The organism is Pseudomonas sp. REST10 (genome assembly GCF_029542605.1).
Lineage (GTDB): Bacteria > Pseudomonadota > Gammaproteobacteria > Pseudomonadales > Pseudomonadaceae > Aquipseudomonas > Aquipseudomonas khazarica.
This window is the reverse complement of sequence record NZ_CP035677.1, coordinates 1,178,629-1,192,970: the sequence shown is the minus strand read 5'-3', so window position 1 is coordinate 1,192,970 and position 14,342 is coordinate 1,178,629. Positions and strand designations below refer to the sequence as shown.

The following is a 14,342-nucleotide window of genomic DNA, read 5'->3' as shown; positions in this document are numbered from 1 at the left end:
GTTATTCATGTCATCCACGTCCTTGCTACGTGGCGGCCTGCTGTTGGCCGCCCTGCTGGGCGCACACGTCCAGGCGGCTGACAGCCTGGTGGTGTGCACCGAAGCGAGCCCGGAAGGTTTCGATATCGTCCAGTACACCGCGGCGACCACCGCCGACGCCAGCGCAGAGACCCTGTTCGAGCGTCTGGTGGCCTTCGCTCCCGGCAGCACCGAGATCATTCCCGCGCTGGCGCAGAGCTGGAGCATCAGCGACGACGGTCTGAGCTACACCTTCAACCTGCGCCAGGGGGTGAAATTCCACAGCAACCCGGCGTTCACCCCGACTCGCCCCTTCAACGCCGACGATGTGTTGTGGAGCTTCCAGCGCCAGCTCGACCCGGATCACCCCTGGCACAAGCTGTCGCTGCGCGGCTTTCCCTACGCCGAAGCCATGGGCCTGCGGCAACTGATCGAGCGTGTGGAAAAGCTCGACGACTATCGCGTGCGCTTCGTGCTCAGGCACCCGGAAGCGCCATTCCTGGCCAACCTGGCCATGGGCTTCGCCTCCATCTATTCGGCCGAGTACGCCGACCAGCTGCTCGCCGAGCATGCACCCGAGCGCCTCAACAGCCAGCCCATCGGCACCGGCCCGTTCATCTTCGAACGCTATGCCAAGGATGCCCAGGTGCGCTTTCGCGCCAACCCCGACTACTGGGATGGTGCCCCTGCCATCGACCGCCTGCTGCTGGCCATCACCACCGAGCCCAACGTCCGCCAGCAACGGCTCAAGGCCGGCGACTGCCAGATCGCCCTGTATCCGCGTCCAGTGGATATCCCCGCGCTCAAGGCCGATGCTCGGCTGCAGGTGCTGGAACTGGACTCGCTGCTCACCGCCTATATCGGCATCAACACCCGCCACCCGCCGCTGGATGACGTGCGCGTGCGCCAGGCGCTGAACCTGGCGTTCGACAAGGCCGCCTACATTCGCGCGCAGTATGGCGAAGGCAATGCGAGCCCTGCCGTTGCCCCCTACCCGGCGACACTGTGGGGCTACGACGAAGAGTTGCAGGACTGGCCGCACGACGTCGAGCGCGCCCGCCAGCTGCTGGGCGAAACCGGACGCAAGAGCGGCTTCAAGCTGTCGATCTGGACGCGCCCCGGCGGCGGCCCGACCAATCCCAACCCCGGTATCGGCGCGCAGATGCTGCAGGCCGATCTGGCCAGGCTGGGCATCGCCAGCGACATTCGCGTGTTCGAGTGGGGCGAGCTGATCAAGCGCGCCAAGAATGGCGAGCACGATCTGGTGTTCATGGGCTGGGCCGGCGACAACGGCGACCCGGACAACTTCCTCACGCCCAACCTGTCCTGCGCAGCCGCCGAAAGCGGCGAGAACCAGGCCGGCTGGTGCAACGAGGCCTTCGATGCGCTGATCACCCAGGCCCGCCGCGAGCCGCAGCAGCAAAAACGTGCGGCGCTATACCGCCAGGCCCTGGCGATCTTCCACGAGGAGGCGCCATGGATCGCCCTGGCCCACCCGAAGCAGTTCGCCGCGCTGCGCAAGGGGGTCGAGGGTTTCGTGCTCAGCCCCATGGGCTCGAACAACTTTGCCCGGGTGAAGCTGCCATGAACCCTCGCCGCACAGCCCGCCAACCCGCGATGGCCCCGGAAGGCCTCCGGGCCACGCATATCCCAGAACAGCGGCGGACCACGCAGTCCGCCGCCCGCTTCCAGACATGGAGTAGAACCGCCTGATGTTTTCATTCATCGCCAGACGCCTGGGGCTGCTGATCCCCACCTTCTTCGGCGTCACCCTGCTGACCTTCGCATTGATCCGCCTGATCCCCGGCGACCCGGTGGAAGTGATGATGGGCGAACGCCGCGTCGACCCGGAAATGCACGCCCAGGCCATGGAGCGCCTGGGGCTGAACAAGCCGCTCTATGCCCAGTACCTCGACTACATCGGCCAGCTCGCCCAGGGCAACCTGGGGGAATCGCTGCGCTCGCGCGAAAGCGTCTGGCGCGAGTTCCTCACCCTGTTCCCCGCCACGGTCGAACTGGCACTGGCGGCGCTGCTGTTCGCCGGCACGCTGGGCCTCGTCGCGGGAGTGGTCGCCGCGCTGAAACGCGGCTCGCTGTTCGACCACGGAGTGATGGGCATCTCGCTGACCGGCTACTCCATGCCGATCTTCTGGTGGGGCCTGCTGCTGATCATGTTCTTCTCCGTCGGCCTGGGCTGGACCCCCGTGTCCGGACGCATCGACCTGCTCTACGACATTCCCCCGGTCACCGGCTTCATGCTGATCGACACCCTGCTCTCCGATGAACAAGGTGCCTTCCTCGATGCCCTGCATCACCTGATCCTGCCCGCCATCGTGCTCGGCACCATCCCGCTGGCGGTGATCGCCCGCATGACCCGCTCGGCCATGCTCGAAGTACTGCGCGAGGACTACATCCGTACCGCGCGGGCCAAGGGCCTCTCCCCGGCACGGGTGGTGTTCGTCCACGGTCTGCGCAATGCGCTGATCCCGGTGCTCACCGTGTTCGGCCTGCAGATCGGCACCCTGCTGGCCGGCGCCGTGCTCACCGAAACCATCTTCTCCTGGCCGGGCATCGGCAAATGGCTGATCGAAGCCATCGGCGCCCGCGACTACCCGGTGGTGCAGAACGGCATTCTGCTGATCGCCTGCCTGGTGATCCTGGTCAACTTCATCGTGGATGTCCTCTATGGCCTGGCCAATCCACGCATCCGCCATCAGCAGTAAGGAAGGCGCCATGCACGAACATGACGATTACGCAGGCTGGATGACCCCCGCTTCATCCAGCGTGAAAAACCATTGGCGGACCGCCGCTGCAGCATCCAGCCCACGCGAGGTGCGCCCATGACGACCGCCACCACGCTCGACCAGAGCCTGCTCTACCCTTCGCCGCTGAAGGAATTCTGGCAGGCCTTCAGCCATAACAAGGGCGCCCTGGGCGGCCTGGCGTTCATGCTGCTGATGGTGTTCTGCGCCCTGTTCGCCCCCTGGATCGCCCCACACGATCCCAGCGAGCAGTACCGCGACTTTCTGCTCACCCCGCCGGTGTGGCTGGAAGGCGGGCAATGGCAGTTCCTCCTCGGCACCGACGAACTGGGCCGCGACCTGCTGTCCCGCCTGATCCATGGCGCACGCCTGTCGCTGCTGATCGGCCTGGCGTCGGTGGTGCTGTCGCTGATCCCCGGCATCCTCCTGGGCCTGGCCGCGGGCTTCTTCCCGCGCCTGCTCGGCCCGAGCATCATGCGCCTGATGGACATCATGCTGGCCCTGCCGTCGCTGCTGCTGGCGGTGGCCATCGTCGCCATCCTCGGCCCCGGGCTGATCAACACCATCTTCGCCATCGCCATCGTTTCGCTGCCGTCCTACGTGCGCCTGACCCGCGCCGCGGTGATGGGCGAACTCAACCGTGACTACGTCACCGCCGCCCAGCTGGCCGGCGCCGGCCTGCCTCGCCTGATGTTCGTCACCGTGCTGCCCAACTGCATGGCACCGCTGATCGTGCAGGCCACCCTGAGCTTCTCCTCGGCGATTCTCGACGCCGCCGCACTGGGCTTTCTCGGCCTCGGCGTGCAACCGCCCACTCCCGAGTGGGGCACCATGCTGGCCTCGGCGCGCGACTACATCGAGCGCGCCTGGTGGGTGGTCAGCCTGCCGGGCCTGGCCATCCTGCTCAGCGTGCTGGCGATCAACCTGATGGGCGACGGTCTGCGCGATGCGCTCGACCCGAAACTCAAGAATGCGCAGTGAGGAGCCCGACATGAGCCATACCCCAGCCCGAATCGGCCTCCTCCCCTCTCCCGTTCACGGGCGAGGGCTCTGCCCAACCCTCCCCCGCCAGCAGGCGAGGCAACACGCCCTGTGTGTCAGCGACGCAGGGGGGATGACGCGCTGTTCATCCACCACGAATCTACGACGCTGGACGGGTGCAGCATCGTCCACCCTGCGCACGGAGGCACGCCCATGAGCCTGCTGGATATTCGCAATCTTTCCGTACGCTTCGGCAGCGCCGATGCCGTGCCGGTGGTCGACGGCCTCGACCTGTCCGTGGAAAAGGGTGAAGTGCTGGCCATCGTCGGTGAGTCCGGCTCCGGCAAGTCGGTGACCATGATGGCGCTGATGGGGCTGATCGACGCCCCCGGTATCGTCGGCGCCGACTGCATGCAGTTCGATGGCACCGACATGCTGCGCCTGAAAGGACGTCAGCGCCGGCACATCGTCGGCAAGGACCTGGCCATGGTTTTCCAGGACCCGATGACCGCCCTCAACCCCAGCTACACCGTGGGCTTCCAGATCGAGGAAGTGCTGCGCCAGCATCTCGGGCTCAAGGGCAAGGCCGCGCGGGCACGTGCGCTGCAACTGCTCGAACGCGTCGAGATCCCCGCTGCCGCCAGCCGCCTGGACGCCTATCCGCACCAGCTTTCCGGTGGCATGAGCCAGCGCGTGGCGATCGCCATGGCCATCGCCGCCGAGCCCAAGTTGCTGATCGCCGACGAGCCGACCACGGCGCTGGACGTCACCATCCAGGCGCAGATCATGGAACTGCTGCTCGACCTGCAACGCGATCAGGGCATGGCCCTGGTGCTGATCACCCACGATCTTGCCGTGGTGGCCGAGACGGCCCAGCGCGTCTGCGTGATGTACGCCGGGCAGGCGGTTGAACTGGGCCAGGTGCCAGCACTGTTCGATGCCCCCAGCCACCCCTACACCGAGGCACTGCTCAAGGCCATTCCCGAGCACAGCGCAGGCGCCGAGCGCCTGGCGACCCTGCCCGGCATCGTGCCCGGACGCTACGACCGGCCGCAGGGCTGCCTGCTGTCCCCGCGCTGCCCCTACGTGCAGGAGCGCTGCCGCCAGCAGCGGCCCGCACTCGATGAACACGCCAGTGGCGCCGCGCGCTGCTTCTTTCCCCTGGAGGTGGCCTGATGAGTTGCGTACTCGAAGCCCAGGACCTGACCCGTCATTACAACGTCTCGCGCGGCCTGTTCAAACCCACCGCGCTGGTCAGGGCACTCAACGGCGTGTCGTTCAGCCTGCAGGCCGGCAAGACGCTGGCGGTGGTCGGTGAATCCGGCTGCGGCAAATCCACCCTGGCTCGCGCCCTCACCCTGATCGAGGAGCCCAGCTCGGGCAGCCTGCAGATCGCCGGCCGCGAAGTGGCCGGGGCCAGCAACGACCTGCGCAAGCAACTGCGCCGCGACGTGCAGATGGTGTTCCAGAACCCCTACGCTTCGCTCAACCCCCGGCAGAAGATCGGCGACCAGCTGGCCGAGCCGCTGCTGATCAATACCGGCCTGGATCGCGGCGAGCGCCGCGAGCGCGTACAGGCGATGATGCAGCAGGTGGGCCTGCGCCCCGAGCACTACCAGCGCTACCCGCACATGTTCTCCGGCGGCCAGCGCCAGCGCATCGCCCTGGCCCGCGCCATGATGCTGCAACCCAAGGTCCTGGTGGCGGACGAGCCGACCTCGGCGCTGGACGTGTCGATCCAGGCCCAGGTGCTCAACCTGTTCATGGACCTGCAGGAGCAGTTCGCCACCGGCTACGTGTTCATCTCGCACAACCTCGCGGTGGTGCGCCATGTGGCCGACGACGTGCTGGTGATGTACCTCGGGCGCCCGGTGGAAATGGGCCCGGCGGCGGCCCTCTACGACCGCCCCCTGCATCCGTACACACGGGCGCTGCTGTCGGCGACGCCGGCGATCCATCCCGATCCGGACAAGCCCCGGGTGAAGATCAGCGGCGAGCTGCCCAATCCGCTCGATCCGCCGTCCGGCTGCGCCTTCCACAAGCGCTGCCCGCATGCCGACGAACGCTGCCGCGGCGAGCGCCCGGAGCTGCGCCTGATCGACGCGCGCCAGGTCGCCTGCCATCACGTCGAGCGAATAGCCGGCTGAGCGTCTTCAGCTCACTGGCGGCAGGGTCAGCTCGATGCTCTCCGCCAGGGAGTCCTCCAGGCGCTGCAACTCGACCTCCACGGCCGCCGCGTCGTCGGCCAGCGACTCGGCGATGCGCATGAATGCCGGCGTCGCCTCGACGAGGGCCAGCACCACCATGGGATCGAAGCGCGTACCGCTGGCCTCGCTGATCTGCGCCACCGCCTGAGCGGGGCTGAGCCGTGGCCGGTACGGGTGCTGACAGGTCAGCTCCTCGAAGTGGCCGACCAGCGCCATCAGGCGTGCGGACAGAGGAATCTGCTCACCATGCACGCCCTGCGGGTAGCCCTTGCCATCCCAGCGCTCGTGCTGGCCATGGACGATGTCCTTGGCATCGGAGAGAAAACTGGTGCTGCTACCCAGCTTGCGCTCGGCACGCAGCAAGGCGTCCCGCCCGGCCAGCACGCCTTCGCTGAGCAGGCGCAGGTCGCCCTCGTCCGGTTCGCCATGGCGGAACAGGATACGGTCCGGCAGGGTCATCCGGTCGATCACGTGGAGCATGGCGGACTTGCCCAGCTGGGCGATGCGCTCCTCGTCCAGCTGAGCCGAAAGCGCGGGCTGTTGCCGTGCCACCGCCGCAGCCAGGCAGGTCATGTAGCGCTCGATGCGCGCCAGGTGACGGCTGCACGGGTTGTCACGCATGACGGCAACGCTGGCCATCGCCTCGATGGTCACGTCCTGCAGTTTCTGGATATCGCGGGTGCGCCGCTTGACCTCGAGTTCGAGGTACTCGCTCTTGTCGCGCAGGTAGTCGGTGGCCGCCTTGAGCTGCAGCTGCGCCTTGACCCGAGCCAGGACGATGGGCGGACTGACCGGCTTGGTGATGTAGTCGGCGGCACCGAGGTCGAAGCCCATCTGCTCGTCGACGGCATCGCGCTTGGCGGTCACCAGAATCAACGGGATATGCCGGGTCTGCGCTTCACGCTTGAACTGGCGGCAGAGCGCATAGTCATCCTGCCAGCCGAGCAGTATCAGGTCCGGCTGCGGCACCTCGCAGGCAGCAGCCAGCGCCTGGTCAGCGGCTACCAGGCGCACCTGGTAGCGCTCGACCAGCAGCGCGCCGATGCGCTCGCGCACCTCCTGTGAGTCGTCCGCGACCAGAATCAGCTCCTGTTCCGGCCTGTCGAGCATCCCGCGCATGGCGACCTCCACGGCTACCTGTCTACCGAACAGTAAAGGCGCAGAACGGCATCTGCGCCCAGGTGTTCCACAACTGACCGCCGTTAGGCTTTGAAAGTGCAATACGGATTGGCAGCGCGGCGGAGCCGGCCGACAATCGTCATTCAGATCGTCATCACCTGGGCAGGCCACATGTTGAATCCGGAGAGTTGCTGGCAGGCCGTCTGCGAGCGCGACGCGACGCTCGACGGACGCTTCGTGTTCGCCGTGCGCAGCACCGGCATCTATTGCCGGCCAAGCTGCCCGGCCAGGCGCCCACGCCGCGACAACGTCAGCTTCCATGCAGACCCGGGCAGCGCCGAAGCCGCCGGCTTTCGCCCGTGCAAGCGCTGCTCGCCGCAAGGCCAGAGCCCGGCGCAGCAGCTCGACGCGCTGGTCGCTGCCGCCTGCCAGTTGCTGCGCGGCGAGCAACGCCTGACGCTGCCCCAGCTGGCCGCGCGCATCGGCTTGTCGCCCTCGCACCTGGCGCGTGCGTTCAAGGCGCGTACCGGCATGACGCCCCACGCCTGGGCCGATGCCGAACGACGACAGCGCCTGGACGCGCACCTCGCGCAATCGCACAGCGTCCTCGACGCCGCGCTGGCGGCGGGCTACTCCGGCACCCGCGCCCTGTATGAGAAGCCGCAGGCCATGAGTCCGGGCCGACGGCGTTCAGGGGGCGCCGGCGAACACCTGCGCTACGGCATCGCCCCCTGCGCCCTCGGCCACGTGCTGCTGGCGAGCAGCGACAAGGGCGTCTGCGCCCTGCTGTTCGGCGACGATCCGGCGACGCTGCTCGCCGAACTGCAGCAGCGCTTCGCCGCAGCCCGGCTGGAGCAGGATGAGGGCGCCCTGCACGACTGGCTGCAGCAGGTGCTCGGGCAACTGCAGGAGCCGGAACGCGCCGCCCACCTGCCGCTGGACATTCGCGGCACGGCCTTCCAGCAGCGCGTCTGGCAGGCCCTGCAACAGATTCCCAGCGGCGAGACCCGCAGCTACGCCGAGCTGGCCGGGCAACTGCGCAGCCACCCGCGCGCGGTGGCCCGGGCCTGCGCCAGCAACGCCATCGGCCTGCTGCTGCCCTGCCACCGTGTGGTGGCCAGCGACGGCAGCCTCAGCGGCTACCGCTGGGGGCTGCAGCGCAAGCGCCAGTTGCTGGCGAACGAGCGTGGCGAACCATGAGTTCGCCGCTGCCACCCGCGACGACCGCCCCGCAACAGCATCTCGAGCGTTACACCAGCATCGCCGCCGCCACCTCGTTGCGCTTGCCGCGCCCGACCAGCTGCTCGACCAGGGTCAGGGCGAAGGCCAGTGCCGTTCCCGGCCCCTGGCTGGTGATGCAATTACCGTCGACCACCACCGCTTCATCGACGAAGCTGCAGCCGCTCAGGCGATCGCTGAAGGCCGGGTAGCAGGTCATCCGTCGCTGCCTGAGCACCCCGTAGCCCTGCAACGCTAGGGCAGGCGCCGCACAGATGGCGGCGAACAGCTCACCGGCCCTGGCCTGCTTGCGCACGCGCTCGGCCAGCGGCTCGAAGTCGGCCAGGCGCTGCGCACCGGGCATGCCACCGGGCAGCACGATCAGGTCGAAGTCCTGCGCCAGCACATCCACCAGCATGGCGTCGGCGGTCAGGCGCGTGCCACGGGAACAGGTGATCATCCGCCGCTCCTCGACACTCGCCACCAGCACCTCGACGTCGGCACGGCGCAGCACATCGATCAGGGTCACGCATTCGAGATCCTCGACGCCATCGGCGACGGTGATCAGTGCACGCTTGCTCATCTATCCACTCCTTCAGGTGCGAAATGAAACTGTCCGCCTGGTCATGAAATGGCCGCACAGCGCACAAATTCACCAGGCAAAACCTTGCTGGTATGATGCGCGGCTTTTGCGGGAACGGGCAATTTTCCGGCCGGTTCGGACGAATGTGCTTTGCTTTCTGCAGACCAATTTCGGCGCGCTCGCGCCTTGGGGAGCCACCATGCTGGAAAGACTGTTCCAACTCAAAGCCCACAACACCACGGTGCGCACCGAGGTTCTGGCCGGGATCACCACCTTCCTGACCATGGCCTACATTCTCTTCGTCAACCCCAACATGCTGGCTGCGACCGGCATGGACCATGGCGCGGTGTTCGTCGCCACCTGCCTGGCCGCCGCCATCGGCTCGCTGGTGATGGGCCTGCTGGCCAACTACCCGATCGCACTGGCCCCGGGCATGGGTCTCAACGCCTTCTTCACCTACACCGTGGTGATGACCATGGGCTACAGCTGGCAGACCGCCCTGGGCGCGGTGTTCCTCTCCGGCGCGATCTTCTTCCTACTGTCGATCTTCAAGATTCGCGAATGGATCATCAACAGCATCCCGCTGGCCCTGCGCGCCGGCATCGCCGCCGGTATCGGCCTGTTCCTGGCGATCATCGCCCTGAAGAACGCCGGCATCGTGGTCGATCACCCGGCCACCCTGGTCGGCCTGGGCGACATGAGCAACGGCGGTGCGCTGCTGGCCTGCCTGGGCTTCTTTGTCATCGCCGCGCTGGCCTACCGCAAGGTCACCGGCGCCGTGATGATCGGCATTCTGCTGGTCACCGCACTGTCGATCATCCTTGGCCTGTCCGAGCTGCCGGGGGTGGTCTCGATGCCGCCGTCGCTGATGCCGACCCTGCTGCAACTGGATATCGCCGGCGCCCTGGACATCGGCCTGGTCAGCGTGATCTTCGCCTTCCTCTTCGTCGACCTGTTCGACACCTCCGGCACCCTGGTGGGCGTGGCGCAGAAAGCCGACCTGCTGGACAAGGACGGCAAGATGCCGCGCCTGGGCCGTGCCCTGCTGGCCGACAGCACCGCGACCATGGCCGGTGCCGCACTGGGTACCAGCACCACCACCAGCTACATCGAATCTGCCGCGGGCATCAGCGCCGGTGGGCGTACCGGCCTGACCGCCTGCGTGGTCGCCGCGCTGTTCCTGCTCAGCCTGTTCTTCGCCCCGCTGGCCGGCTCCGTACCGGCCTATGCCACCGCACCGGCGCTGCTGTTCGTCGCCGTGCTGATGATGAGCAGCCTGGCGCAGATCGACTGGGACGACCTGACCGTCGCCGCCCCGGTGGTGATCGCCGCCCTGGCCATGCCGCTGACCTTCTCCATCGCCAACGGCATCGCCTTCGGTTTCATCGCCTGGACCGGCATCAAGCTGCTGTCCGGCCGTGCCCGCGAGCTGAACGCCGCGATGTGGGTGCTCTCGGCGCTGTTCATCGTCAAGCTGGCCTACTTCGCCTGATCGGCCCCTGGGTGGGCATGCCATTGCAGCCCCCAATACCCGCTAGCCGAATGCAACGGTGGATGAAAAGAGCGTCATCCACCCTACGCCCCCCGCCGGCCACCACCTAGGGTGGACATCGCTTTTCATGTCCACCAATCGCTCACTTGGCCCACCCACAGTGCAGCGTCGACGAGTAACCCAAGGCACGCGGCCACCGGCTCCGCTACAATGGCGCCCCGTTTTCCTGCCTGCACGAGTGACCGATGAGCCGCCCCGCATTCGACCCCGCCACCTACGACGCCCAACTCGCCGAGAAGAAGGCACGCCTGGTCGAACTGCTGGCGCCCTTCGCCGCCCCCGAACCGCAGGTATTCGATTCGCCACGCGAGCACTACCGCCTGCGCGCCGAATTCCGCCTGTGGCGTGAAGACGGCCAGCGCCACTATGCGATGTTCGCCCCGGGCGACAAGCACACGCCGATCCTGCTCGACGACTTCCCCATCGCCAGCCTGCGCGTGAACGAGCTGATGCCACGCCTGCGCGCGGCCTGGCAGGCCAGCGAGGTGCTGTCGTTCAAACTGTTCCAGGTGGAGTTCCTCACCACTCTGGCCGGCGACGCCCTGATAACCCTGGCCTATCACCGTCCGCTGGACGACGCCTGGCAGGCCGAGGCGGAAAAACTGGCGAGCGCGCTCAACGTCAGCCTGGTCGGTCGCTCGCGTGGCCAGCGCCTGGTGATCGGCCGCGACTACGTGGCCGAGGAGCTCGACGTGGCCGGGCGCAGCTTCCACTACCGCCAGCCGGAAGGTGCCTTCACCCAGCCCAATGGCCGGGTCTGCGAGAAGATGCTCGGCTGGGCTTACGATGCGCTCGGCGAGCGCCAGGATGACCTGCTCGAGCTGTACTGCGGCAACGGCAACTTCACCCTGCCGCTGGCCACCCGCGTGCGCAAGGTACTGGCCACCGAGATCAGCAAGGCCGCGGTGAATGCCGCTCTGGCCAACCTGGCCGACAACGGCGTGGACAACGTCGAGCTGGTGCGTCTGTCCGCCGAGGAGCTGACCCAGGCCCTCAACGAGGTGCGCCCGTTCCGCCGCCTGGCAGGCATCGACCTGAAGAGCTACGACTTCGGCAGCGTCTTCGTCGACCCACCACGCGCCGGCATGGACCCGGACACCTGCGAGCTGACCCGGCGCTTCGAGCGCATCCTCTACATCTCCTGCAACCCGGAGACCCTGGCCGCCAACATCGCCCAGCTGCACGACACGCACAAAGTCACGCGTTGCGCGCTGTTCGACCAGTTCCCCTATACCCATCACATGGAAGCGGGCGTGCTGCTGGAGCGCCGCTGAGTCGCCTGAACGGCTCAGTTCCCGCGCTGAATCCCCCGCAGTGCCCACCAGGCCAGCCCGGCCGAGACCAGTTCGAGCAGCAGCGCGTAGAGATTGAAGGTCTGCTGCGCGCCACCGTCGAGCCACAGGCCGCCGATGCGCGCCACGGCCAGGGCGCTGTAGAGCAGCACCAGCAGGGTCAGCCCCGGACGCAGCAGGTCGAGGCGCAGCAGCGCCATCGCGAGAAAGGCCGCCAGGCCAAGCTGCAGGCCACCGTAGAACGCCCGGATCTCGGTCACCGCCGCGGCGCTCATCAGCAGCGCACCGCTGAAGCTGGCCATTTCCTCAGGGCGGATGAAGTAGGCCAGCCCCAGCAGGACGAGGGCGGCAATCTGGATCAGCAGGACGATTCGCGCGAACAACATCGGAAATTCCTCGTTCGAGTGCCGGCGCGCAGAGCGACGCCGCACCAGATCATGGCACTTCCGTCAGGATGATCTACAACTATCACCTGTAGTAGTGCCCTCACCGTACTCGACATGGAGGTCGACATGCCTGCCCGCCGTCCTAGTCGTCCCGCCCGTCGGCGCCATGCCGAGCTCGTGCCTGAGTACCTCTCCACGCCCCCCGCTCAGGAGCCCCGCGACACCGTGAACCGGCGCACCGGATGATGCGCCGCAGCCTAGATAACGGCCACCCTGCGCTCACTGCACGAACCGCTCGCCAGGCAGGCGTGGCCACATAAGGAGATGATCCATGCGCAACGCACAAGGAACCCTGATCTTCACCCTGGCACTGGCCACCCCACTGCTCGCCCCGGTAGCCCAGGCCGGCACCTTTCCCGACTTCGGCTACCAGCCACCGAGCAAGGAATACAGCGGGCCGCTGTTCCAGCTCAGCCAGTCCTATCCCGACGCCGCACCTCCCGCGTCGGCCCTGCCGGCCTTCTTCAAGCTGCTACCCGGCAAGCGGAGCAACGACTTCGAGACCTGGCGCGAATACATGGACGCGGTCAAGGACTACTGCCTGGAAGGCAACGTGGAGAACGACTGGAACGTGCAGAAGAACACGCTGCGCCAGTGGTACCACATGCCCTGGCAGCACTACGGTCCGCTGGGTCGTGAGGGCATCCACGGTCTGACCAAGGAGGCGCAGATCCAGGCCAAGCAACTCGCTGCGAGCCAGACCAGCACCGGGCAGACCTACGCGGTGGGCATCTACAACGACATTGGCGCCTACACCATCGGCCAGGTGTGGAAAGACCCGCAGAACCCCGACCCGGACTTCACCTCCAAGCCCAACAGCTTCGCCAACGGCACCGTGGTGTGCAAGGCGCTGTTCGCCGATGTCGACCGCAGCCAGGTGCCCTTCCTGCAGAACCCGGTGCTGTGGAAGGGCTATATCACCACGCGCTTCGACTCCGCCGACCGCGAGGTGAAGGACGTCGCCCTGATCCAGATGGACATCGCCGTGCGCGACACCCGCATCAACGAAACCGGCTGGATCTTCGGTACCTTCCAGTACAACGGCGCAGTCACCGGCAAGGCCGGCTGGGACAACCTGGTCCCGGTGGGCATCATGTGGGGCAACGACCCGCAGGACACGGGCAACGACTTCAGCAACCCGCAACCGAGCCAGACGCGCATCAACCCCAACCTCAAGCAGACCGCGATCAACGCCAACACGGCGCAGTTGCCGCCGACGCACCTGGGCTGGAATGGCCGCCTCAACGGCCCGGTGGATAACCCGGTCAGTTCCTGCATGAGCTGCCACATGACCGGGGAGTACCCGCAACTGGCCATCATGAACCCCACCTTCCAGGCCAACCCTCCGGCTGTAGGTTCGCCGGAATGGATGCGCTGGTTCCAGAACATTCCCGCCGGCCAGCCGTTCAGCCCCGGCACCAAGAGCAGCGACTACAGCCTGCAGCTGGCGGGAGGCCTGGCCAACTTCTATGACTGGAAGTGCAACCAGGGCGGTGTCTTCGTCGATGGGCACAACGCCTGCCAGAAGGCCAGCCAGTTGAAGCTGATGCTCAAGAAGGAGGTCAAGCCTGAGCAGATCCAGCCGGTACAGCGCGATCCCGGCCTGATGGAACTGGAGTGACCCGTGCAGCGGCGCCGGAGCAACTGCGGCGCCGCGTCACGCATCTTGGTCATCCTCGGGCGCGGCGGTATCCTCTACCCCACGCCCACAGGAGCTGCCAACATGCGCCTTTCCCTGCTTGCCCTCTTCCTCATCGGCAACCTGGCCCACGCCAGCGAGCCGCTGACCATCGATGTCCACCGCGACGCCAGCTGTGGCTGCTGCACAGCCTGGATCAGCCATTTGCAGGACAACGGTTTCACCGTCAACGACCACGTCGAGCAGGACATGAGCGCAGTCAAGCAACGCCTCGGCGTGCCAGCGCGCCTGGCCTCCTGTCATACCGGCGTGATCGACGGCAAGTTCGTCGAAGGCCATGTGCCGGCCGCCGACATTCTCAAACTGCGCGAACGCGCCGACCTTGTTGGCGCCGCCGTACCGGGCATGCCCGTGGGCTCGCCCGGCATGGAGTACGGCGACCGCGTCGACGCCTACCAGGTCATCGGCCTGGACCGTGACCGTCAGGACCAGGTGCTGAGCGACTACCCCGCTCCGCAGCGATAA

Annotated in this window: 13 protein-coding genes; 10 read left to right on the top strand and 3 right to left on the bottom strand. The window is 67.0% G+C overall.

What is annotated here, in order from left to right; genetic code table 11:
• Positions 1 to 7: 7 nt before the first annotated feature.
• From EWH21_RS05445 to EWH21_RS05425, 5 genes are all read left to right on the top strand, one after another.
• The gene (locus EWH21_RS05445; RefSeq protein ID WP_277699994.1) at positions 8 to 1,606 is read left to right on the top strand and encodes an ABC transporter substrate-binding protein; all 1,599 of its coding nucleotides are present in this window, start codon (positions 8 to 10) and stop codon (positions 1,604 to 1,606) included.
• A 124-nt stretch (positions 1,607 to 1,730) separates the two neighbouring features.
• Positions 1,731 to 2,741: an ABC transporter permease subunit gene (locus EWH21_RS05440; protein ID WP_037046393.1), complete on the top strand. Its 1,011-nt coding sequence runs from the start codon at positions 1,731 to 1,733 to the stop codon at positions 2,739 to 2,741.
• Positions 2,742 to 2,858: 117 nt separating this feature from the next.
• Positions 2,859 to 3,761, top strand: a complete 903-nt coding sequence (locus tag EWH21_RS05435) for an ABC transporter permease subunit (RefSeq protein ID WP_037046390.1) — start codon at positions 2,859 to 2,861, stop codon at positions 3,759 to 3,761.
• A gap of 213 nt (positions 3,762 to 3,974) precedes the next feature.
• Positions 3,975 to 4,937, top strand: a complete 963-nt coding sequence (locus EWH21_RS05430) for an ABC transporter ATP-binding protein (protein ID WP_037046387.1) — start codon at positions 3,975 to 3,977, stop codon at positions 4,935 to 4,937.
• Entirely contained in the window at positions 4,937 to 5,908 is a 972-nt protein-coding gene (locus tag EWH21_RS05425; RefSeq protein ID WP_037046369.1) for a peptide ABC transporter ATP-binding protein, read from the top strand. Before EWH21_RS05430 ends, EWH21_RS05425 begins: the two co-directional genes overlap by 1 nt.
• 6 nt (positions 5,909 to 5,914) lie before the next feature.
• Here EWH21_RS05425 and EWH21_RS05420 read toward each other — a convergent pair whose 3' ends face one another.
• Complete coding sequence (locus EWH21_RS05420; RefSeq protein WP_277699993.1) at positions 5,915 to 7,087, bottom strand: HD domain-containing phosphohydrolase; 1,173 nt, start codon at positions 7,085 to 7,087, stop codon at positions 5,915 to 5,917.
• A gap of 171 nt (positions 7,088 to 7,258) precedes the next feature.
• Between EWH21_RS05420 and ada the strand changes: the two genes are divergently transcribed.
• Positions 7,259 to 8,287 (top strand): bifunctional DNA-binding transcriptional regulator/O6-methylguanine-DNA methyltransferase Ada, encoded by a 1,029-nt coding sequence (gene ada, locus EWH21_RS05415; RefSeq protein ID WP_134676892.1) that lies wholly within the window; start codon positions 7,259 to 7,261, stop codon positions 8,285 to 8,287.
• A gap of 49 nt (positions 8,288 to 8,336) precedes the next feature.
• Here the strand turns inward: ada and EWH21_RS05410 are convergent, their stop codons facing one another.
• Positions 8,337 to 8,888, bottom strand: coding sequence for a DJ-1 family glyoxalase III (locus EWH21_RS05410; protein ID WP_037046359.1), 552 nt, complete (start codon positions 8,886 to 8,888; stop codon positions 8,337 to 8,339).
• A gap of 199 nt (positions 8,889 to 9,087) precedes the next feature.
• On the opposite strand from EWH21_RS05410, the gene EWH21_RS05405 reads away from it, so the two are divergent.
• Both EWH21_RS05405 and trmA read left to right on the top strand, forming a co-directional pair.
• Positions 9,088 to 10,380, top strand: coding sequence for an NCS2 family permease (locus EWH21_RS05405; RefSeq protein WP_037046356.1), 1,293 nt, complete (start codon positions 9,088 to 9,090; stop codon positions 10,378 to 10,380).
• Between the two features lie 245 nt (positions 10,381 to 10,625).
• The gene (gene trmA / locus EWH21_RS05400; RefSeq protein ID WP_277699992.1) at positions 10,626 to 11,714 is read left to right on the top strand and encodes a tRNA (uridine(54)-C5)-methyltransferase TrmA; all 1,089 of its coding nucleotides are present in this window, start codon (positions 10,626 to 10,628) and stop codon (positions 11,712 to 11,714) included.
• Positions 11,715 to 11,728: 14 nt separating this feature from the next.
• Here trmA and EWH21_RS05395 read toward each other — a convergent pair whose 3' ends face one another.
• Positions 11,729 to 12,118: a DUF4345 domain-containing protein gene (locus tag EWH21_RS05395; protein ID WP_277699991.1), complete on the bottom strand. Its 390-nt coding sequence runs from the start codon at positions 12,116 to 12,118 to the stop codon at positions 11,729 to 11,731.
• 331 nt (positions 12,119 to 12,449) lie between these two features.
• Between EWH21_RS05395 and EWH21_RS05390 the strand changes: the two genes are divergently transcribed.
• Both EWH21_RS05390 and EWH21_RS05385 read left to right on the top strand, forming a co-directional pair.
• Positions 12,450 to 13,799: a hypothetical protein gene (locus EWH21_RS05390; RefSeq protein WP_277699990.1), complete on the top strand. Its 1,350-nt coding sequence runs from the start codon at positions 12,450 to 12,452 to the stop codon at positions 13,797 to 13,799.
• A 102-nt stretch (positions 13,800 to 13,901) separates the two neighbouring features.
• Positions 13,902 to 14,342, top strand: a complete 441-nt coding sequence (locus EWH21_RS05385) for a DUF411 domain-containing protein (protein WP_277699989.1) — start codon at positions 13,902 to 13,904, stop codon at positions 14,340 to 14,342.